General features: G+C 57.9%; 21 protein-coding genes. 7 read left to right on the top strand and 14 right to left on the bottom strand.

From position 1 onward, the window contains the following. Positions 1–111: 111 nt before the first annotated feature. Complete coding sequence (locus CUN63_RS11820; protein WP_129439603.1) at positions 112–1113, top strand: LLM class flavin-dependent oxidoreductase; 1002 nt, start codon at positions 112–114, stop codon at positions 1111–1113. A gap of 64 nt (positions 1114–1177) precedes the next feature. Here the strand turns inward: CUN63_RS11820 and CUN63_RS11815 are convergent, their stop codons facing one another. Further along, a complete protein-coding gene (locus tag CUN63_RS11815) occupies positions 1178–1402 on the bottom strand; it encodes a DUF1161 domain-containing protein (RefSeq protein ID WP_129439601.1) in 225 nt (74 codons plus the stop codon). Positions 1403–1523: 121 nt separating this feature from the next. Further along, complete coding sequence (locus CUN63_RS11810) at positions 1524–1739, bottom strand: dodecin (RefSeq protein ID WP_008027736.1); 216 nt, start codon at positions 1737–1739, stop codon at positions 1524–1526. Between the two features lie 155 nt (positions 1740–1894). On the opposite strand from CUN63_RS11810, the gene CUN63_RS11805 reads away from it, so the two are divergent. Next, positions 1895–2221 (top strand): YqjD family protein, encoded by a 327-nt coding sequence (locus CUN63_RS11805; RefSeq protein WP_008152522.1) that lies wholly within the window; start codon positions 1895–1897, stop codon positions 2219–2221. Here the strand turns inward: CUN63_RS11805 and CUN63_RS11800 are convergent. Then, a complete protein-coding gene (locus CUN63_RS11800; protein ID WP_129439599.1) occupies positions 2218–3111 on the bottom strand; it encodes a LysR family transcriptional regulator in 894 nt (297 codons plus the stop codon). The genes CUN63_RS11805 and CUN63_RS11800 overlap by 4 nt on opposite strands. A 126-nt stretch (positions 3112–3237) precedes the next feature. Here CUN63_RS11800 and trpB point away from each other — a divergent pair, with 126 nt between their 5' ends. From trpB to CUN63_RS11785, 3 genes are all read left to right on the top strand, one after another. Then, positions 3238–4458, top strand: a complete 1221-nt coding sequence (gene trpB, locus CUN63_RS11795) for a tryptophan synthase subunit beta (RefSeq protein WP_129439597.1) — start codon at positions 3238–3240, stop codon at positions 4456–4458. After that, positions 4458–5270 carry a tryptophan synthase subunit alpha gene (trpA, locus tag CUN63_RS11790; protein WP_008152530.1) on the top strand — a complete coding sequence of 271 codons (813 nt, stop codon included), beginning with the start codon at positions 4458–4460 and terminating at the stop codon, positions 5268–5270. The genes trpB and trpA overlap by 1 nt, the downstream gene beginning before the upstream one ends. A gap of 121 nt (positions 5271–5391) precedes the next feature. Continuing rightward, a complete protein-coding gene (locus CUN63_RS11785) occupies positions 5392–5847 on the top strand; it encodes an anti-virulence regulator CigR family protein (protein WP_129439594.1) in 456 nt (151 codons plus the stop codon). Positions 5848–5897: 50 nt separating this feature from the next. Here CUN63_RS11785 and CUN63_RS11780 read toward each other — a convergent pair whose 3' ends face one another. The 11 genes from CUN63_RS11780 to CUN63_RS11730 form a co-directional block, all read right to left on the bottom strand. Next, positions 5898–7859: a DUF4105 domain-containing protein gene (locus CUN63_RS11780; RefSeq protein ID WP_129439592.1), complete on the bottom strand. Its 1962-nt coding sequence runs from the start codon at positions 7857–7859 to the stop codon at positions 5898–5900. Beyond that, on the bottom strand, positions 7856–8176 hold the full coding sequence (locus CUN63_RS11775; protein WP_129439590.1) for a DUF2388 domain-containing protein: 321 nt from the start codon (positions 8174–8176) through the stop codon (positions 7856–7858). Before CUN63_RS11775 ends, CUN63_RS11780 begins: the two co-directional genes overlap by 4 nt. A gap of 27 nt (positions 8177–8203) precedes the next feature. Next, positions 8204–8521, bottom strand: a complete 318-nt coding sequence (locus CUN63_RS11770) for a DUF2388 domain-containing protein (RefSeq protein WP_129439588.1) — start codon at positions 8519–8521, stop codon at positions 8204–8206. A gap of 107 nt (positions 8522–8628) precedes the next feature. Then, positions 8629–8946 (bottom strand): DUF2388 domain-containing protein, encoded by a 318-nt coding sequence (locus tag CUN63_RS11765; protein ID WP_129439586.1) that lies wholly within the window; start codon positions 8944–8946, stop codon positions 8629–8631. 142 nt (positions 8947–9088) lie between these two features. Beyond that, a complete protein-coding gene (locus CUN63_RS11760) occupies positions 9089–9298 on the bottom strand; it encodes a DUF1127 domain-containing protein (protein WP_129439584.1) in 210 nt (69 codons plus the stop codon). A gap of 256 nt (positions 9299–9554) precedes the next feature. Continuing rightward, positions 9555–9770, bottom strand: coding sequence for a DUF1127 domain-containing protein (locus CUN63_RS11755; protein ID WP_008154465.1), 216 nt, complete (start codon positions 9768–9770; stop codon positions 9555–9557). A gap of 319 nt (positions 9771–10089) precedes the next feature. Further along, complete coding sequence (locus CUN63_RS11750; protein ID WP_129439582.1) at positions 10090–11583, bottom strand: acetyl-CoA hydrolase/transferase family protein; 1494 nt, start codon at positions 11581–11583, stop codon at positions 10090–10092. 181 nt (positions 11584–11764) lie between these two features. Further along, on the bottom strand, positions 11765–13216 hold the full coding sequence (locus CUN63_RS11745; protein WP_129439580.1) for an NAD(P)(+) transhydrogenase (Re/Si-specific) subunit beta: 1452 nt from the start codon (positions 13214–13216) through the stop codon (positions 11765–11767). After that, entirely contained in the window at positions 13216–13539 is a 324-nt protein-coding gene (locus CUN63_RS11740) for an NAD(P) transhydrogenase subunit alpha (protein WP_017335806.1), read from the bottom strand. Before CUN63_RS11740 ends, CUN63_RS11745 begins: the two co-directional genes overlap by 1 nt. A 15-nt stretch (positions 13540–13554) precedes the next feature. Continuing rightward, positions 13555–14676, bottom strand: a complete 1122-nt coding sequence (locus CUN63_RS11735; RefSeq protein WP_129439578.1) for a Re/Si-specific NAD(P)(+) transhydrogenase subunit alpha — start codon at positions 14674–14676, stop codon at positions 13555–13557. Between the two features lie 436 nt (positions 14677–15112). Continuing rightward, on the bottom strand, positions 15113–16012 hold the full coding sequence (locus tag CUN63_RS11730) for a LysR family transcriptional regulator (RefSeq protein WP_129439576.1): 900 nt from the start codon (positions 16010–16012) through the stop codon (positions 15113–15115). A 157-nt stretch (positions 16013–16169) separates the two neighbouring features. Between CUN63_RS11730 and CUN63_RS11725 the strand changes: the two genes are divergently transcribed. Together CUN63_RS11725 and CUN63_RS11720 are read left to right on the top strand one after the other, a co-directional pair. Next, positions 16170–17351: an acyl-CoA dehydrogenase gene (locus CUN63_RS11725; protein WP_129439574.1), complete on the top strand. Its 1182-nt coding sequence runs from the start codon at positions 16170–16172 to the stop codon at positions 17349–17351. A gap of 13 nt (positions 17352–17364) precedes the next feature. After that, the gene (locus CUN63_RS11720; protein ID WP_129439572.1) at positions 17365–18585 is read left to right on the top strand and encodes a CaiB/BaiF CoA-transferase family protein; all 1221 of its coding nucleotides are present in this window, start codon (positions 17365–17367) and stop codon (positions 18583–18585) included. Positions 18586–19211 lie beyond the last annotated feature (626 nt).

Raw genomic sequence — 19211 nt, 5'->3', positions numbered from 1 at the left:
TCTGCTATTGAAACTCGGGTATATGCCCTCATTGCATAAAACACGCTTATAGATTCGGCAGGTTTTCGTTTGTAAGAAAAAACCTGCGCCCTCAATTGGAGAAGCAGGCTTATGAAACGACTGTCCGATATCAAGTTCTCGACCCTCGATCTGGTGCCCGTGCGGGAGAACGGCAGCGCGGCCCAGTCGCTGCGCAATTCCCTGGACCTGGCTCAGCACGTCGAAAAATTTGGCTACAACCGTTTCTGGGTTGCCGAACACCACAACATGGACGGCATTGCCAGTTCGGCGACTTCGGTACTGCTTGGCTACCTGGCTGGCGGCACCTCGACCATTCGTGTCGGCTCGGGCGGTGTGATGTTGCCCAACCACGCGCCGCTGGTGATCGCCGAGCAGTTCGGCACGCTCGAAAGTCTGTACCCGGGCCGGATCGACCTGGGCCTGGGCCGTGCTCCCGGCTCCGATCAGATGACCGCCCGCGCCTTGCGTCGTGAACGCTCCGGCAGCGCCGACGATTTCCCGGAAGACGTGGCGGAACTGATGCGCTACCTCGGCCCGCGCACCCCGGACCAACGGGTCATCGCAATGCCAGGCACCGGCACCAATGTCCCAGTCTGGCTGCTGGGCTCCAGCCTGTTCAGTGCACAACTGGCCGGTGAACGCGGTTTGCCCTACGCCTTCGCTTCACATTTCGCACCGCGCTTCATGCATGAGGCCATTCGCGTCTACCGCAACCACTTCAAGCCTTCAGCAATATTGGATAAGCCCTACGTAATGCTCGGTGTGCCCTTGGTGGCTGCCGACACCGACGAGCAGGCCGATTATCTGGCGACCTCGGTCTATCAGCGCATCCTGGCGTTGATGCGTGGCCAGAGCCTGGTGCAACGTCCGCCGGTAAAAACCATGGATGGCCTGTGGCTGCCTCATGAGAAAGAGGCGGTCGGCGATTTCCTTGGTCTGGCGATGGTTGGCAGTCCGCAGAAAATCCGCGCAAAACTGGAAGTGCTGATCGAGCAGACGCAGGCGGACGAGCTGATTTTTACCTGCGACCTGTACGAACATGCCGATCGCGTGCGCTCCTATGAGCTGCTGGCCCAGGTCATGAAGGGCTGACGCTCAAATAGCAGGCACAAAAAAGCCGACGTCATTGCGTCGGCTTTTTCATTTTCGAGGGAGGTCAGCCCTGCTTGTAGACGATTTGCTTGGAGCCTTTTTCACAGGTGCCGACAATTTTCCCGCCAGCAGCAGCGCCTTTATCGACGATTTCCAGTGAATAATTAGAAATGCCCTTGGCATCAAGTTTCGCTGTGATTTCGGCTTTCAGCTCTTCACACGACTTGCCCTGAGCCAGGGCTGTTCCCGCGAGACTCAACAAGCCTACGGCCAAAATAAAATTCTTCATCGGTCGCATTCCCTGGTCGGATCAATAGGGGCACCCAGCGATCAGCCGGATGTACTGATGTAGCGCTTTCCATTCCCTATGGCGCTCGGCCAGCGCGCAATTTCCGAAGATTAGCTCAAACTCAGCTACTGGCAATCCGGAAACCGACTTTGAGCGTCACCTGGAAGTGTGCGGCCTTGCCGTCCTTGATGTGCCCGCGGGTTTCGGTCACTTCGAACCATTCCATGTACTTGAGGCTTTTGCTGGCCTCGGCCAGGGCGTTGTTGATGGCGTCTTCAATGCTGCTGGTGGACGAGCCGACGAGTTCGACTTTCTTGTAGGTGTGATGGTCAGTCATGGCGTTCTCCTCAGGGTGTGAAATACAGCCTAGCAGTGATTTTTCGTATTACTTCTGTCGGCCAATCCGAAGTGGAAGTTCAGATTTACTGCACTTTCTCGAACCCCTGAAGTCCCAACCAACACACGCAACTCAATCAATGCAGGAGAGCCACCATGGCCAACACCTCTTTACGTAAAGCCTCATTGCAAAGCATGGAAGCCGAGATCGAGAGTCTGCTGAAGTCTTTGGAAAACCTGAAGGACGACGCCTCGGACGAGTCGCGTAAAACCCTTAAAGCCTTGAAAAGCAACGCCGAGAACGCGCTGAAGCATTCGCGCCATCTGCTCAGCGATGCGTACGAAGAAGTCAAAGTCAAAACCCGTGAAACCGGGATTGCCACGCGGGACTACGCCCAGGAACACCCTTGGACGACAGCGGGTGTGGCTGTCGGTGCGTTGGGGCTGCTCGCGGCTTATCTGCTGTTCAAACGCGGTGACTAATCCGTCTGGCGCAGCTCGTTTTTGAGCCACTGCGCCAGTTGCCGAGCGCGCCCGTCCGCGGCGCGCTTGGGTAGCCACAACGCCAGTTGCGCCGGGGTTTCACTGAAGCCCCATGGCGCAACCAGGCGCCCGGCCTTCAAGTCCTCAGCCACCAGCGGCTCGGGCGCAATCGCCACACCCAGGCCTGCCACCGCGGCCTCCAGCAGATAATACAAATGCTCGAAACCCTGTCCGTACTTCAACGCTTTGGCGTCGAGGTCGCTTTGCTGTGCCCAGCTTGGCCAGGCCTGCGGGCGTGAGGTGGTGTGCAGCAATGGTTCGTTCAACAGCGCTGTGGGCGGTGCGTTTTGCAGTCGTTCGTAGCCCGCAAATCGCGGGCTCATGACCGGGCCGATCCGTTCGCTCGCCAACTCATAGACCTGCATGTCTGCCGGCCACGGTGGCTCGGCAAACACCAGCAAGGCGTCCAGCCCCGGGCGACGTGGATCGAGATCACCCTCGCCAGCCGACAGGTGCAGGCGCAGGTCGGGCAGGTCGGTATTCAACCGTCCCAATCTGGGAATAAACCAGCGTGCCAACAAGCTTCCCGAGCAACCCAGTACAAAAGGTGCATCGGCGGTGCGTTGGGTCAGTTCTGCACACACAGTGCGTAAACGCTCGAACGCCTCGGCGCTGGCATCGCGCAAACGAAGGCCGGCATCTGTGAGTTTAAGGCCGCGCCCATCCTTGATGAGCAGGCTGACGCCGAGGTGTTCTTCCAGCACCTTGAGCTGTCGGCTGACTGCGCCATGGGTTACGTGCAGCTGTTCGGCCGCCTTGCTGACGCTGTTCAGGCGGGCAGTGGCTTCGAAGGCCCGAAGGGCGTTCAGCGGGGGAAGGTCATGGCTCATGTTATCTGTGAGTTTTCCTGACGGGTTGCAGCGATCTTATCGGTTTTCAGCCTGGGGCGTCAGGGGTAGAGTTAAGCCCACTCTCTCTTCAAAAGCATCATCCCACGCATTCAACTGGAGCGACCCATGACCCAGACTAATCTGCGCAACGGCCCCGACGCCAACGGCCTGTTTGGCTCGTTCGGCGGCCGTTACGTCGCTGAAACCCTGATGCCGTTGATCCTCGATCTGGCCCGTGAATACGAATTGGCCAAGGATGATCCTGCATTCAAAGAAGAATTGGCCTACTTCCAGCGCGACTACATAGGTCGTCCAAGCCCTCTGTACTTTGCCGAACGTCTGACAGAGTTCTGCGGCGGCGCGAAGATTTACCTCAAGCGCGAAGAGCTGAACCACACCGGCGCGCACAAGATCAACAACTGCATCGGCCAGATCCTGCTGGCGCGGCGCATGGGCAAGAAACGCATCATCGCCGAGACCGGTGCCGGCATGCACGGCGTGGCGACCGCCACCGTGGCTGCGCGTTTTGGCCTCGATTGCGTAATCTACATGGGCACCACTGACATCGAACGTCAGCAGGCCAACGTATTTCGCATGAAGCTGCTGGGCGCCGAAGTGATCCCGGTCGTGGCCGGCACCGGCACCCTGAAAGACGCGATGAACGAAGCCCTGCGTGACTGGGTGACCAACGTCGACAGCACCTTCTACCTGATCGGCACTGTGGCCGGTCCGCACCCTTATCCTGCGATGGTTCGCGACTTCCAGTCCGTAATCGGCAAAGAAACCCGTACTCAACTGCAAGCCCAGGAAGGCCGTCTGCCGGACAGCCTGGTGGCGTGTATCGGTGGCGGCTCCAACGCCATGGGCCTGTTTCACCCGTTCCTCGACGACAAGAGCGTCGAGATCATCGGCGTCGAAGCGGCAGGTTACGGCATCGAAACCGGTAAACACGCAGCCAGCCTGAACGGCGGCGTACCGGGCGTATTGCACGGCAACCGGACCTTCCTGCTGCAGGACGACGATGGCCAGATTATCGACGCTCACTCGATCTCTGCCGGCCTCGACTATCCAGGCATTGGCCCGGAACACGCATGGTTGCATGACATCGGCCGCGTCCAGTACACCTCGGTAACCGACGACGAAGCCCTCGACGCGTTCCACAAATGCTGCCGCCTGGAAGGGATTATTCCTGCACTGGAAAGCGCCCATGCCCTGGCCGAAGTGTTCAAGCGCGCACCGACGCTGCCGAAAGATCACCTGATGGTGGTCAACCTGTCTGGCCGTGGCGACAAAGACATGCAAACCGTGATGCACCACATGGAACAATCGAAGCAGGAGAAACACTGATGAGCCGCCTGCAAACGCGTTTTGCCGAACTCAAGGAACAGAATCGTGCCGCCCTGGTGACCTTCGTGACCGCTGGCGACCCGAGCTATGACACCTCGCTGGCGATCCTCAAAGGCTTGCCCGGCGCGGGTGCCGACGTGATCGAGTTGGGCATGCCCTTCACTGATCCAATGGCCGACGGCCCGGCAATTCAGTTGGCCAATATCCGCGCCCTCGGCGCCAAGCAGAACTTGGCGAAAACCCTGCAAATGGTTCGCGAGTTCCGTGAAGGCAATACCGAGACGCCGCTGGTGCTGATGGGTTACTTCAACCCGATCCACATGTATGGCGTGCCGCGTTTCATCGCCGACGCAAAAGAGGCCGGCGTTGACGGTCTGATCGTGGTCGACCTGCCACCCGAGCATAACGGCGAGCTGTGCGACCCGGCCCAGGCTGCCGGTCTGGACTTCATCCGTCTGACCACCCCGACGACTGATGATGTGCGCCTGCCAACCGTTTTGAACGGCAGCTCAGGCTTCGTCTACTACGTGTCTGTTGCCGGTGTGACCGGTGCGGGCGCGGCGACGCTGGAGCATGTTGAAGAAGCCGTTGCGCGTCTGCGTCGCCATACCGATCTGCCGATCAGCATCGGTTTCGGTATTCGTACACCGGAACAAGCGGCGTCCATCGCGCGTCTGGCTGATGGCGTGGTGGTGGGTTCAGCGTTGATCGATCACATCGCCAATGCCTCGACGCCGGATCAGGCAGTCGATGGCGTGTTGAGCCTTTGCTCGGCTCTGGCAGACGGCGTGCGTAAAGCCCGCGTCAGCTGAAGGTAAAGTTCCTGATACAGAGGAATTAGAGCCTCGCGGTACAGACTAAACAGCAAGACCGAGGGCTTCAGGACTATGTTCTGAAGCCCTTTTTGCTGTATGTGCAGTGAGGAAAGACCCGATGAAAATGCCGAAACGTCTGATTGCCAGCCTGGGTGTGCTGATGCTCAGTGCCACCCCGTTGCTGAATGCGAGTGCCGATCAGCGCGACGATCACGACCGCGGCGGCCCGCAGCAAGGCCACTACGATAACCACGGTGACAATCATGGCGACGATCACCGTGGCCCGCAGGACAATCATCGCGGCGGCCCTCCGCCACGGGACTTCGGCCCGGTGCGCCAGACTATCCACGATAACCATGGCTATTTCGTGCGCGGTGCTCCGCCACCTCCGGGTACTCATCTGGTGCGTGGCCGACCGCTGCCTCACGGCTATTACGGCGAACGCCTCGATAACCGGGCGTTGGGCCGGCTGCCGTATTACCCAGGGTACGAATGGCGCCGTGCGGGTGGCGACATTGTGCTGATCGCCGTAGGAACCGGGATCGTTTATGAAATTCTCGAAGGGGTGCTTTGAATAGCAGGTAAGTGTTGAAGGCTTCGCGGATTAGCCGCGAAGCCTGTTTTTTACGGCAACTCCAAGCCGCCCGCAGCCTTGTGCAACTTTCTCAGATGCTCGCCAATTTGCTTCAGGTTGGCTTCATTGGCGGCCATCTCGGCTGCACGGCTCGGTTCGAGCAGCGCTCTCACTTCTTTGTCCAGATCGCCTGTCAGCGCCTGAAGCTGCTTCTGCCGCAGGCTGCTTTCCGACTCCAGACGCTGCCACTCACTCGGCTGCGGCAATCCATAACCCCCAGTGCCGAGCAGCTCCGCCGGACGGCTGAGGAAGCCGCTGTTGGCAAGAATTTGCTGCAAAGTTGCGTTGGCCTTGTCCATGCCGCCGTTCTTCAATTCCCGAGCACCCAGATAGCGCTGCTTTACTTCGTCCTGGGCCAGCACCAATTGTTGGCGGAAGGCTGCCTGCTCCAGTAACAGTAATGCTGCGCTGGTGCGCAAATCGGCTTGGTCGATCCATTGCCGGCGCTCTTCAGCTTTCAGGGCGAGCCAGTCTTCGACCTTTTCCTGCTTGATCGGCAAGTGCTTCTTCAGCACTTCGAACATCGCTTGATAGCGATCGCGGAAGGAGTCGAATCGATAGCCCAGACGCAGCGCTTCGCGGGGATCATCCAGCACGCTGGTGTCCGCCAGTCCGCGGCCCTTGAGCACTTCCAGCAAACCGTTGGGCATGATGCTGTCCAACCCGACCAGTTTTGTATTGTTGGTGCTGCTACGCAGTAACTTCAGGCCCTCTACAGCGCAGTTGTTGGACAGGAAGAAGTAGTTGCCGTCGTAACTCCAGTGCATTTCGGCGGCGTGTTCCACCACGTCTTCGATCTCGCTGCGCGACAGGGTCAACGGCACCGAGGCCAGGCTGCGCAGTTCGGTCTTGGTGTATTCGTCGATCACCTGGGCCAGTGGCAGGACAAACAGGCGCGATGGGTATTTGCCCACCAGTCCGTCCCAACTCGACAGCTGTACGTCACCGACGAAGGCGCGGTAGGACAACACCAGATGCTGATCCAGATCCAGGCGACAATCCGGCCCACGGGGGCGGCCGGGTGCGCAGATCACCAGCCGCAACATGCTGTGACCCCAGCGGCTGACCCAGTTCTGGTTGGCTTCTGCCAGCAGATAGTCGACAGCGTAGACCCGTTCCGGATCGACCTGGCCCAGTGGTGTTTTGGCGAAATCATTGCCGGCATTGAGGAAGGAGAAGGATTTGCCGCAGGTGTCTTTAGCGGCGGGCGCCCAGCCGAAATGTTCTTTGTAGTAGCGGTACAGCGCAGGACGGCGACAGGCGTAGGCCGGGTCGAGAAGGAAATATTCCATGTTGACCGCGACGAACTCCTTGGGGCTGCTCGTCTCGTAAATGTCCGGGCTGCGGGCGATTTGCCGGTTGTACTGTTCGCGTTCGCCACGACGGCCGACATACTGTGGCCAGCCGGCGAGGTCGAGCAGGTGCGGGTCGTCGCTGAGCGTAAAGCGTCGGTCGGACTGGCCGCGGCATTGATCGGGAATGCCAATCAGCCCCGAGCTGCTGTTGCGCCGGGTGCAGCGCTGAATCAGCGTGCGCTCCGCGTCTGGCCACAGGCGCGAGCGGTCATAGATGTGGGTGAGTTCGTGCAACACCGTGGCAAGCATTTCGCGGCGCACGGTGCCATGGGGACGATAAGTCTTTTTGGTCGCGGCGCTGCCATCAGTGAGGCTGGTAAGCAGGTTGCGGTTCAGGTCGAGCTCGGACAGCAGCGACGCCTGGCCGTAAGCGTTGCTCGGCATGTCATCGGTCCAGCCGACGTCGATGCGTCGGTCGAGTTGCTCGATGAACCGCGGCGGCAGCGCCTGCATGGCTTCATCGAGCAATGCCTGACTGGCCTGTCTTTGAGCGGGGCTGAGGCCTTCGGTTTTAAGCCTTAATTGCAAGTCAGCCTGGGCCGTGTTGCCGAGCAGCAACATGACCCCGGCCAACAGCCAGGCGCCTGGCGACCTCACAGTGCGAGGATGGCTTCGGCGAGAACCTGATCACTGGCGTCGCGGGCTTCTGGTACGCGGGTGCGCAACGTGGTGAAGGCCGCTTCCAGGTGCGCGCCACGAATGTCGCCATCGCTGGCGACGAAACTGGCCGCATCGTCGTGGGCTTCACGAACGATCTTCGAGTCACGGATGGACGTCGTGGTATCGGAAGTGAAATCAAGGGTGCGCCGGGTGGCGTTGATGAGGATGTTACTGGTGGCAACCAGGGTGTGCGCCTGAGTCACATCGGCCAATAACAGCAGGCCAAGGGCGGCAACAATCAGGGGGCTACGCATGGAACGACTCCGCAAGAACAAGGATAACTATTGGACGAGAATTGCCTGCGCCAGTTCAAGGTCGCTGACATGAAGTTTTGGCTGGGTCCGGCGCAGATAAATAAGGGCGGACTCCAGTTGTGCTCCCCGCAGTTGGCCGCCACTGGCGATGAACGCCGCAGCGTCATCGTGTGCCGCGAGTAGCAGCTTACGGTCGAAGGGGGCGGAGGTCACCATGCTTGAGGCGTAGCCGGTAGCGACGATGCCTTGTGTAGACAGGTTGAAAGCATCAAAGGCATGGACCGAGCCCACCCAGCAGGCTGCCACGAAAAGCGGAGAGATCAACAGATTTGAAAGAAAACGCATGAGACTCGATAGTTGTAGGCGAGTCGCAAGGCTAGCGCAACGCCCGGTTTAGAGCCAGCGCCGAAACATTGGGACACGGCGGGCGTGTCCCACGTCAGTGGTGACGCTTAGATAGTCAGTATGGCTTGTGCCAGTTGTGCATCAGTCGCGTTCAGCTGAGGTGCCTGGTGGCGAATATGGTCGAGTGCGCTTTCCAGTTTCACGCCACGAATGGCGCCTTCGCTGGCCACGAAGCTGGCGGCGTCGTCACGGGCGGCGCGCACGATTTTGTCATCGCGAAAGGAAGAAGTTACATCTGAGGTCGCATCGGACGTGGCCTTGAGCGCATTGACGACGGTATCGGTGGTCACGATAAAGCTGGTGGCGTGGGAATTGGCAGCCACGGCAAGCAGGGCTGCAGCGCTGAGCAGACGAAGACGGGACATGGTGAAACTCCTTTGGAAAACCGATTGAGAGGTGGCGGTGTCTAGTGAGTCAGACGCCACTCGTGCAGCGTCCGCCACGTTCTATCTGGATATTAGGCCTATGAGTGTCGGTTCGAACAGTCCCGTCTATTCAAGCAGGAAGCTAGCGCCAGAACGGTTTATCCAGTTCGTTGAGACGATCCGAGCGGCTGATGTTCAGGTCTGAGAGCTGCCGGTCATTGAGTTGGCCCAACAAACGCCGGGTTCTGGCCCTTTCAAGGCTATTGGCGAGGCCCCTCAGCAATCTACGAACCCAGTGGGAGCGAGGCGTTGAGTGAGGCGTGGAAACGGAAACATCCAGTAAGTGATTCATGGCGCGGTCCTTTTGCTGGCAGTTCGGGATTTCATGGTGATCCCGTCCTCTCGTCCGCAACAGACACACTGCACTGAAATTGTACTTGTTCAGTTGTATAAATAGTAAAACTGTACCTATGTGGCGATATCTATTCTGTGTGACCCATGTTGGGCCGAAAACGACAAAGCCCGTCGTGGTTTCCCACGACGGGCTTTGTTTTTTCAATTTGGAGTGCTGGCGGTGGACCCGGTGGGTCAGAGCCAGCGACGCTAACTTAGCGCCAGAACGGCTTGCTCAGCTCTTCGTAGCGTTGTGCTTCGCTAATCCCTGCGTCAGCCAGCAGACGCGAATCCAGACGAGCCAGTTGGTGGCGGCTGGAGATGCGGCGCTGCCACAGCATCAGGTTGGCGAGAACGCGAAGAGGCGTGGAAGCCTGGGTTTTTACAGCGTTGTCTTCGAAAAACAGCTCGGAACTGAGTGTACGTTCCATGGTTGACATCCTTCCGCTTATGGCGGGATTAGGTAGTGGTTTAACTGATGCCAATGATCCTCTCGTTTGGCCAGTCTCTCTAGATACAGTTCACCTGTATTGTGAGGGACCAGTTAACTGTTAAAGGGTGGTGTACTGGTCGAAATTGAGGCAACTGTACTTGTCTGCACTAATATCGTGCGTTTTTGGTTGATTGACTCGAAAAGGTAGGCAATTACGGTAGGAAAAGACCGGTACAGCAGTACAGTTTTATTCAGGATTTGGTCTGGCAACAGCAAGCTGACGAAACTGTGTTTGCGTCAGCTGCTATCTGTACCAATTACACCGCGAGCATCCGCCCGTTTTCTTCCAGGTTTATGTGCCAGCTCAGAGCATCACGCAGGATATGCGGCGTATGTCCGCCGAGTGCACACGCGGATGTGAAGTAGTCATCCAGGGCTTGGCGATAGTCCGGGTGCACGCAGTTGTCGATGATGACTCGAGCGCGTTCTCGCGGCGCCAGGCCGCGCAAGTCCGCCAGACCGATCTCGGTGACGAGGATGTCGACGTCATGCTCAGTGTGATCAACGTGGCTGACCATCGGCACCACGCTGGAGATCGCGCCGCCTTTGGCGATCGACTTGGTCACGAAGATCGCCAAATGCGCATTGCGCGCAAAGTCGCCCGAGCCGCCGATGCCGTTCATCATTCGCGTGCCGCAGATGTGGGTGGAGTTGACGTTGCCGTACAAGTCGAACTCAAGCGCCGTGTTGATGCCGATGATGCCGAGCCGGCGCACCACTTCCGGGTGGTTGGAAATTTCTTGCGGGCGCAGGACCAGTTTGTCCTTGTAGCGCTCAAGATTGCCGAAAACATCGGTATTGCGACGACTCGACAAGGTGATCGAACTGCCCGAAGCAAAGCTCAGCTTGCCGGCGTCGATCAGGTCGAAGGTCGAGTCCTGAAGTACTTCGGAGTACATCGTCAGGTCTTCGAACGGCGAGTCGATCAACCCGCACATCACCGAGTTGGCGATGTTGCCAATCCCGGCTTGCAGCGGGCCGAGCTTGTTGGTCATGCGCCCGGCAGCCACTTCCTGCTTGAAGAAGTCGATCAGGTGGTCGGCAATGGCCTGGGTATCAACGTCCGGCGGCAGCACGGTGGACGGCGAGTCAGACTGATTGGTGATCACGATAGCGACGATCTTTTCCGGCGGAATCGGGATGGCAGTGCTGCCAATGCGATCGTCGACCTTCACCAGCGGGATTGGCGTGCGGGTCGGCCGATAGGTCGGGATATAGATGTCGTGCAGTCCTTCGAGATTCGGGTTGTGCGCCAAGTTGATCTCGACGATCACCTGTTTGGCGAAAATCGCGAAGCTGGCCGAGTTGCCCACCGAAGTGGTCGGCACGATATGGCCCTGCTCGGTGATCGCTACGGCCTCAATCACGGCGATGTCCGGCAGTTTGAGCTGCTGATTGCGCAACTGCTCAACGGTTTCCGAAAGATGCTGGTCAATGAACATCACTTCGCCGGCGTTAATGGCCTTGCGCAGGGTGCTGTCGACCTGGAAGGGCATGCGTCGTGACAATACGCCAGCTTCGGTGAGTTGTTTATCGAGGTCGTTGCCCAGGCTGGCGCCGGTCATCAGCGTGATTTTCAGCGGGGTGATTTTGGCGCGTTCGGCCAATGCGTGGGGCACGGCCTTGGCTTCACCGGCGCGAGTGAAACCACTCATGCCGACGGTCATGCCGTCCTGAATCAGATCGGCAGCGTCAGCGGCGCTCATCACCTTATCCAACAACGAAGGCAAGCGAATACGATCACGGTACATGGATTGTTATCTCGGGCAACGAAAGCAAGGTGTGCAGTTTAGTGATTTCAAAAAAATTCCTCCCGCTACCATGGTCGAATGCAGAGTCCTGATTTAGAGCCTTTGGTCGGTTTTTAGCGGGCAATAAAAAACCCCAGCCTACTAAAGGCTGAGGTTTTGGGTATTGCTGCTTCCGCAGGTTTTACTCGACGGCTTTAACCATGTCTTCGATGACTTTCTTGGCGTCGCCGAAGACCATCATGGTTTTGTCGAGGTAGAACAGCTCGTTGTCCAGACCGGCATAGCCGCTGGCCATCGAGCGCTTGTTGACGATCACGGTCTTTGCTTTATAGGCCTCGAGTATCGGCATGCCGGCAATTGGCGATTTCGGGTCGTTCTTCGCGGCCGGGTTGACCACGTCGTTGGCGCCGAGCACCAGCACCACATCGGTCTGACCGAACTCGGAGTTAATGTCATCCATCTCGAACACTTGCTCGTAAGGCACTTCGGCCTCGGCCAGCAGGACGTTCATGTGCCCTGGCATCCGACCAGCCACCGGGTGGATCGCAAACTTCACGGTGACTCCCCGGTGAGTCAGCTTCTCCGCCAGTTCCATCAGTGAGTGTTGGGCGCGTGCCACCGCCAGGCCATAACCCGGAACGATGATCACAGTGTCGGCGTTGGTCAGCAGGAAGGTCGCATCGTCAGCCGAACCGGATTTCACCGGACGGGCCTCTTTCGAACCTGCCGGGCCAGCTGCATCTGCCGTGTTGCCGAAACCGCCGAGCAATACGTTGAAGAACGAACGGTTCATCGCCTTGCACATGATGTACGAGAGGATCGCACCGGATGAACCCACCAGGGAGCCGGCAATGATCAGCATCGAGTTGTTCAGCGAGAAGCCGATACCTGCCGCTGCCCAGCCGGAGTAGCTGTTGAGCATCGACACCACCACCGGCATATCGGCGCCGCCGATCGGGATGATGATCAGCACACCCATCACGAAGGCCAGGGCCAGCATGAGGGCGAAAGCACCGAGGTTGCCGGTCAGCATGAAGGTGATACCCAGTGCCAGCGTCGCCAGACCCAGCAGCAGGTTCAGCTTGTGCTGGCCGCCGAACTGTACGGGTGCGCCCTGGAACAGGCGGAACTTGTACTTGCCCGACAGCTTGCCGAACGCGATTACCGAGCCGGAGAAGGTGATTGCACCGATGGCCGCGCCGAGGAACAGCTCCAGGCGGTTACCGGCAGGAATGGAGTCACCCAGTTGCTTGACGATGCCCAGCGATTGCGGTTCAACGACAGCAGCGATGGCAATGAACACCGCGGCCATACCGATCATGCTGTGCATGAAGGCGACCAGTTCCGGCATTTTTGTCATTTCAACGCGCTTGGCCATGATCGACCCGGCGGTACCGCCGACCAACAGACCTACGATGACGTATCCGATGCCGGCGGTGGCCCCGCCTTGCCCAAAAGAGAGCGCGCTCAGCTTATAGATGAGGCCGATGGTGGTGACGATCGCCAATCCCATGCCGAGCATGCCGTACACATTGCCGCGTCGGGAGGTCGTAGGGTGCGACAGGCCTTTGAGGGCCTGGATGAAGCAGATCGACGCGATCAAGTAGAGCGTCGTTACAAGATTCATGCTCATTACTTGGACGCCTCTTCTTTTACTGCTTTCGGGGCTTTTTTCTTGAACATCTCAAGCATCCTGCGGGTAACCAGGAAGCCACCAAACACGTTCACCGCCGCCAGAGCCACCGCCAGGGTGCCCATGGTTTTGCCCAGTGGCGTCACGGTCAACGCCGCGGCCAGCATGGCGCCGACGATCACGATCGCCGAGATCGCGTTGGTTACCGCCATCAAAGGCGTGTGAAGTGCAGGTGTAACGTTCCAGACCACGTGATATCCGACATAAATCGCTAGCACGAAGATGATCAGGTTGTAGATACCGGGGGAGATAAGCTCTTCCATCGTCTGAATCCCTGCTTAGGCGTTTTTGCGGATGACTTGGCCGTCGCGGCACATCAGGCACGCGGCGACGATGTCGTCTTCGAGGTTGATCTCGAACTGGCCTTCTTTGTTGAAGACCAGCTTCAGGAAGTCCAGCAGGTTGCGCGCGTACAGTGCCGAAGCGTCTGCCGCAACTGCGCCGGCCAGGTTGGTCGGGCCGCAAATGATCACGCCATTCTCGACGACGACCTGATCGGCCACGGTCAGAGGGCAGTTACCGCCCTGGGCTGCAGCGAGGTCGATGACCACCGAGCCTGGCTTCATCTGCGCCACGGTTTCCGCGCTCAACAGTGTTGGTGCCTTGCGGCCCGGGATCAGTGCGGTGGTGATGACAATGTCAGCCTGTTTGGCGCGTTCGTGCACGGCCAGGGCCTGACGTTGCATCCAGCTCGCGGGCATTGGTCGTGCGTAACCGCCGACACCGACGGCGCACTCGCGCTCTTCATCGGTCTCATAAGGTACGTCGACGAACTTGGCGCCGAGGGATTCGATCTGCTCTTTTACCGCAGGACGTACGTCAGACGCTTCGATCACTGCACCCAGACGTTTCGCCGTAGCGATCGCCTGCAAACCAGCCACGCCAGCGCCGAGAATCAGCACGCGCGCCGCTTTCACGGTACCGGCAGCAGTCATCAGCATCGGCATGAAGCGAGGGTAGTGGTGAGCGGCCAGCAACACGGCTTTATAGCCGGCGATATTGGCTTGGGAGGACAGCACATCCAGGCTCTGAGCGCGGGAGGTGCGCGGCGCGGCCTCCAGTGCGAAAGCGGTAATGCCGCACTCAGCCAGCTTGGCAATGATTTCATTGCTGAACGGGTTGAGCATGCCCACCACAACGGTGCCGCTTTTAATCAGCGTCAGTTCGCTGTCGCTGGGGGCGACCACCTTGAGAATCAGCTCGGCACCAAACGCATCGTTGGCGCTGCCAATAATTGCGCCTGCCGCTTCATAGGCACTGTCGACAACGCTGGCATTATTGCCGGCGCCGCTTTGCACAGTGACCTTATGACCCTGGCCGATCAGCTTCTTGATGGTTTCCGGGGTTGCAGCAACCCGTGTTTCACCGGTCTGGGTTTCGAGAGGAACACCAATGTGCACGTCAAATCTCCTGCGTGATCTTATTGAGTAAACCCAGGCACTTCGGATGGTGCGGCTGGGGGCGGCCGATCAGCACGATCCCGCCAAATCAGGGCGGGGCGCGGCATTTTGCAGGCGAACTTAATGCCCTTCAAGGGTTTATGACGGGTGACGGAAAATTAACTACAAGTCACCCCGTGACCGAATGTCGCAACTGACCGGTTTAATCCCTTGCAGGCCGTGACTTGTAAGGATTCTTGTAAAAATTGAAGAATTTTCACATCGGTCAGGTGAATGAGTCGTTATTGCTCCGCAATAGAGGCTCAAGGCCACGTTTTAAGGCCCTTGTGGGACGTTTGTACTGCTTGTCGGTACAGTCTTCGAATGTGCGACAAATACTTACATCTGTAGTGCTTTGATTTTGCTGACTACGAGGTCAACTAATGGCGCAAAGCCTTTATCCTTCTAGGCTGTAGCTCTGTGCCTGATTGACCAGCCAATCGCGAAATGCCCTTAAAGAGGCCGACTCGACCTTTCGCTCGGGAATCATCAAGTAATACGCCTTGATGCTTGATAGCGCTTGGGCGTTGGCAATGACCAGGCGCTTCTCGGCCAGTTCGCGTTGAATCAGGAACGGTGGAATCAGCGCTATTCCCATATCGTGCATGGCGGCTTGAGCAAGCATGGAGAATAGCTCGTAGCGCGGCCCTGTCATGTCTCGTGGGACATTTAGGTTTTGGGAGTTGAACCATTGACGCCAGGCATAAGGGCGAGTGGTCTGCTGCAGCAGGGGCAATTCAGCGATGTCGCCGGGAGACAGGTTTGTCTTTTTTCCCAGGAGGTTGGGGCTGCACACCGGCATCGGATTTTCGCCCATCAGCCTGTGGGATTCGGTACCCGACCAGTCCGCGTCGCCAAAATAGATCGCGGCATCGAAGTCGGTGTCGGCAAACAGGAAGGGGCGCGTTCGGTTGGTGAGGTTGACCGTCACTTCCGGGTGTTTTTGCTGGAAATCCTTGAGTCGTGGCAGCAGCCATTGAGTGCCGAAGGTTGGAACCACCGCCAGCTCGATCACGTTGGCACCTTGCTGGCCCATTACTGACAAGGTGTCCCGTTCAACGGCATCGAGTTGGGTGGCCACCCGGCGGCTGTAGGAAAGACCGGCCTCTGTCAGCTTGACCCCGCGTCGCGAGCGACGGAACAGTTCTACGCTGAGGAACTCCTCAAGGCTGGCGATCTGTCGGCAAATGGCGCCTTGAGTGAGCGAAAGCTCCTGAGCCGCCTTGGTAAAACTTTCGTGGCGAGCCGCGGCTTCAAAGCTGATCAGGGCCGTTGTGCTGGGGATTTTCCTGCGCATGTACGCCAACCTCACTAATACATTGCATAAAAGCTACTTTGCGATGTTTCGGAGTGAGAAATTAGCACAACAGTATGCAAAATCCTCGTTTGCCGTAACGCCGAACCCGGCCTAGGATCAGCCCACGTTATTTGACCCGATTCGAGAGGACACACTCATGGGCGGTAAAGCTAGCTTCAACTGGATCGATCCCCTGCTGCTGGATCAACAGCTCACCGAAGAAGAACGCATGATTCGCGACACCGCTGAGCAATTCGCTCAGCAGAAGCTCGCGCCGCGTGTTCTCGAAGCTTTCCGCCATGAAAAGACCGACCCGGCAATCTTCCGCGAGATGGGCGAAATAGGTCTGTTGGGCGCGACTATCCCCGAGCAGTATGGTGGCAGCGGCCTGAACTACGTCAGCTACGGCCTGATCGCCCGTGAGGTCGAGCGTGTCGACTCCGGCTATCGGTCGATGATGAGTGTGCAGTCCTCGCTGGTCATGGTGCCGATCAATGAATTTGGTACCGAAGCCCAGAAACAGAAGTACCTGCCGAAACTGGCTTCAGGCGAATGGATCGGCTGCTTCGGTCTGACCGAGCCTAACCACGGTTCCGACCCGGGCGCGATGATTACTCGTGCGCGCAAAGTGGAAGGCGGCTACAGCCTGACCGGCAGCAAGATGTGGATCACCAACAGCCCGATCGCCGATGTGTTCGTGGTCTGGGGCAAGGACGACGCCGGCGACATCCGGGGCTTCGTTCTGGAGAAAGGCTGGAAGGGCCTGAGTGCTCCTGCGATTCACGGCAAGGTTGGCCTGCGTGCATCCATCACCGGCGAAATCGTCATGGACAACGTGTTTGTCCCTGAAGAGAACATCTTCCCGGATGTCCGTGGCTTGAAAGGCCCTTTTACTTGCCTTAACTCGGCACGTTACGGTATTTCCTGGGGCGCGCTGGGCGCGGCCGAGTTTTGCTGGCACACCGCTCGCCAATACACCCTGGATCGTCAGCAGTTTGGTCGTCCTTTGGCTGCAACTCAGTTGATCCAGAAGAAGCTGGCCGACATGCAGACCGAAATCACTCTGGCGCTGCAAGGCTGTCTGCGTCTGGGTCGTATGAAAGATGAAGGTACTGCGGCGGTCGAGATCACTTCGATGATGAAGCGCAACTCCTGCGGCAAGTCCCTGGACATTGCTCGCATGGCGCGCGACATGCTGGGTGGTAACGGTATTTCCGATGAGTTCGGTGTTGCTCGCCATCTGGTCAACCTGGAGGTGGTGAATACCTATGAAGGTACGCATGACGTCCATGCACTGATCCTCGGTCGTGCGCAGACTGGCATCCAGGCGTTCTATTAATAGGAGAACGGCCATGGGCGCGCTTTCGCATCTACGGGTACTGGATTTATCGCGGGTTCTGGCCGGGCCGTGGGCCGGACAGATTCTTGCTGACCTCGGCGCCGAAGTGATCAAGGTTGAGCGCCCGGGTAATGGCGATGACACGCGCGCCTGGGGGCCTCCCTTCCTTAAAGACGCTTATGGCGAGAACACTAGCGAGGCCGCCTATTACTTATCGGCCAATCGCAACAAGCAATCGGTCACCATCGACTTCACCCGGCCTGAAGGGCAGAAGCTGGTGCGTGATCTGGCGGCGAAGTCGGACATCCTGATCGAGAATTTCAAGGTCGGTGGGCTGGCGGCATATGGTTTGGACTATGAGTCTCTAAAGGCGATCAATCCGAATCTGATCTATTGCTCGATTACCGGGTTTGGCCAGACAGGCCCTTACGCCAAGCGCGCGGGTTATGACTTCATGATCCAGGGACTGGGCGGTCTGATGAGTCTGACGGGGCGACCCGAAGGGGATGAGGGTGCCGGGCCGGTGAAAGTCGGCGTGGCGCTGACGGACATCTTGACCGGGCTCTACTCGACGGTGGCGATTCTGGCGGCACTGGCTCATCGGGATCATGACGGCGGCGGTCAGCATATTGATATGGCGCTGTTGGATGTTCAGGTGGCTTGTCTGGCTAACCAGGCAATGAATTACCTGACCACGGGCAATGCACCGAAGCGCCTGGGTAATGCTCATCCGAATATCGTGCCCTATCAGGACTTTCCTACGGCAGATGGAGACTTCATCCTCACCGTGGGTAATGACGGGCAGTTTCGCAAGTTTGCTGAAGTGGCTGGTCAGCCGCAGTGGGCTGATGATCCAAGCTTTGCGACCAACAAGTTGCGGGTAGCGAATCGTGCGGTGTTGATTCCGCTTATTCGCCAGGCGACTGTGTTCAAGACGACTGCTGAGTGGGTGCTGCAGCTGGAGCAAGCAGGTGTGCCGTGCGGGCCGATCAATGATCTGGCTCAGATGTTTGCGGATCCTCAGGTTAAGGCGCGCGGGTTGGCGATCGAGCTGCCCCATGTACTGGCCGGGATGGTGCCGCAAGTGGCGAGTCCGATTCGTCTGTCCGAAACGCCTGTGGAGTATCGCAATGCGCCTCCTCTATTAGGGGAGCATACGCTGGAGGTTCTGCAGCGGGTGTTGGGTCTGGATGCTGGTGCTGTGTCGGCATTCAAAGAAGCCGGGGTGCTCTGAGGATTTCTTCTATATAGGGGGGAGTGTTTTTACTCTCCTATATAGAGAGGAAACTGGCTGTTTTCCGGCGTTCTTCAAGTGTTTGATAGAAAAGCGTAATTAAAGGTTGACGGCAGATTCTGGAAGTCTATAATTCGCCCCACTTCCGGCGCAGTCGAAACGGAAAACTCCTTGGTAAACAATGAGTTACGAAGTTTTCGACAGTGAGTTGCTTCAGGTCATCGAAGCCCAGAAGGAGTTGAAAGAGCAGGGTGGTTTGGCTCTTTTAACGGTTCGATCTTCTCGGTCGACAGCGGTGTAAAAGAGGTGTTGACAGCAGCGANTAACGCTGTAGAATTCGCCTCCCGCTAACGAGAGATCGCAAGCGCAAGTGGTTGAAGTTGCAAAGGAAACTTTGAAAACTTCGAAAAATAACCGCTTGACAGCAACAGAGGCTGCTGTAGAATGCGCGCCTCGGTTGAGACGAAAGATCTTAACCAACCGCTCTTTAACAACTGAATCAAGCAATTCGTGTGGGTGCTTGTGGAGTCAGACTGATAGTCAACAAGATTATCAGCATCACAAGTTACTCCGCGAGAAATCAAAGATGTAACCAACGATTGCTGAGCCAAGTTTAGGGTTTTTTA

This window comes from Pseudomonas sp. ACM7 (genome assembly GCF_004136015.1).
Lineage (GTDB): Bacteria > Pseudomonadota > Gammaproteobacteria > Pseudomonadales > Pseudomonadaceae > Aquipseudomonas > Aquipseudomonas frigoris.
This window is presented reverse-complemented; position numbering and strand designations above follow the sequence as displayed.

Excerpts from the sequence above, each read along its gene's own strand:
- CUN63_RS11820 (WP_129439603.1), top strand. The coding sequence starts at position 112 with ATGAAACGACTGTCCGATATCAAGTTCTCGACCCTCGATCTGGTGCCC.
- CUN63_RS11815 (WP_129439601.1), bottom strand. The coding sequence starts at position 1,402 with ATGAAGAATTTTATTTTGGCCGTAGGCTTGTTGAGTCTCGCGGGAACA.
- CUN63_RS11810 (WP_008027736.1), bottom strand. The coding sequence starts at position 1,739 with ATGACTGACCATCACACCTACAAGAAAGTCGAACTCGTCGGCTCGTCC.
- CUN63_RS11805 (WP_008152522.1), top strand. The coding sequence starts at position 1,895 with ATGGCCAACACCTCTTTACGTAAAGCCTCATTGCAAAGCATGGAAGCC.
- CUN63_RS11800 (WP_129439599.1), bottom strand. The coding sequence starts at position 3,111 with ATGAGCCATGACCTTCCCCCGCTGAACGCCCTTCGGGCCTTCGAAGCC.
- trpB (WP_129439597.1), top strand. The coding sequence starts at position 3,238 with ATGACCCAGACTAATCTGCGCAACGGCCCCGACGCCAACGGCCTGTTT.
- trpA (WP_008152530.1), top strand. The coding sequence starts at position 4,458 with ATGAGCCGCCTGCAAACGCGTTTTGCCGAACTCAAGGAACAGAATCGT.
- CUN63_RS11785 (WP_129439594.1), top strand. The coding sequence starts at position 5,392 with ATGAAAATGCCGAAACGTCTGATTGCCAGCCTGGGTGTGCTGATGCTC.
- CUN63_RS11775 (WP_129439590.1), bottom strand. The coding sequence starts at position 8,176 with ATGCGTAGCCCCCTGATTGTTGCCGCCCTTGGCCTGCTGTTATTGGCC.
- CUN63_RS11770 (WP_129439588.1), bottom strand. The coding sequence starts at position 8,521 with ATGCGTTTTCTTTCAAATCTGTTGATCTCTCCGCTTTTCGTGGCAGCC.
- CUN63_RS11765 (WP_129439586.1), bottom strand. The coding sequence starts at position 8,946 with ATGTCCCGTCTTCGTCTGCTCAGCGCTGCAGCCCTGCTTGCCGTGGCT.
- CUN63_RS11760 (WP_129439584.1), bottom strand. The coding sequence starts at position 9,298 with ATGAATCACTTACTGGATGTTTCCGTTTCCACGCCTCACTCAACGCCT.
- CUN63_RS11755 (WP_008154465.1), bottom strand. The coding sequence starts at position 9,770 with ATGGAACGTACACTCAGTTCCGAGCTGTTTTTCGAAGACAACGCTGTA.
- CUN63_RS11750 (WP_129439582.1), bottom strand. The coding sequence starts at position 11,583 with ATGTACCGTGATCGTATTCGCTTGCCTTCGTTGTTGGATAAGGTGATG.
- CUN63_RS11745 (WP_129439580.1), bottom strand. The coding sequence starts at position 13,216 with ATGAGCATGAATCTTGTAACGACGCTCTACTTGATCGCGTCGATCTGC.
- CUN63_RS11740 (WP_017335806.1), bottom strand. The coding sequence starts at position 13,539 with ATGGAAGAGCTTATCTCCCCCGGTATCTACAACCTGATCATCTTCGTG.
- CUN63_RS11730 (WP_129439576.1), bottom strand. The coding sequence starts at position 16,012 with ATGCGCAGGAAAATCCCCAGCACAACGGCCCTGATCAGCTTTGAAGCC.
- CUN63_RS11725 (WP_129439574.1), top strand. The coding sequence starts at position 16,170 with ATGGGCGGTAAAGCTAGCTTCAACTGGATCGATCCCCTGCTGCTGGAT.
- CUN63_RS11720 (WP_129439572.1), top strand. The coding sequence starts at position 17,365 with ATGGGCGCGCTTTCGCATCTACGGGTACTGGATTTATCGCGGGTTCTG.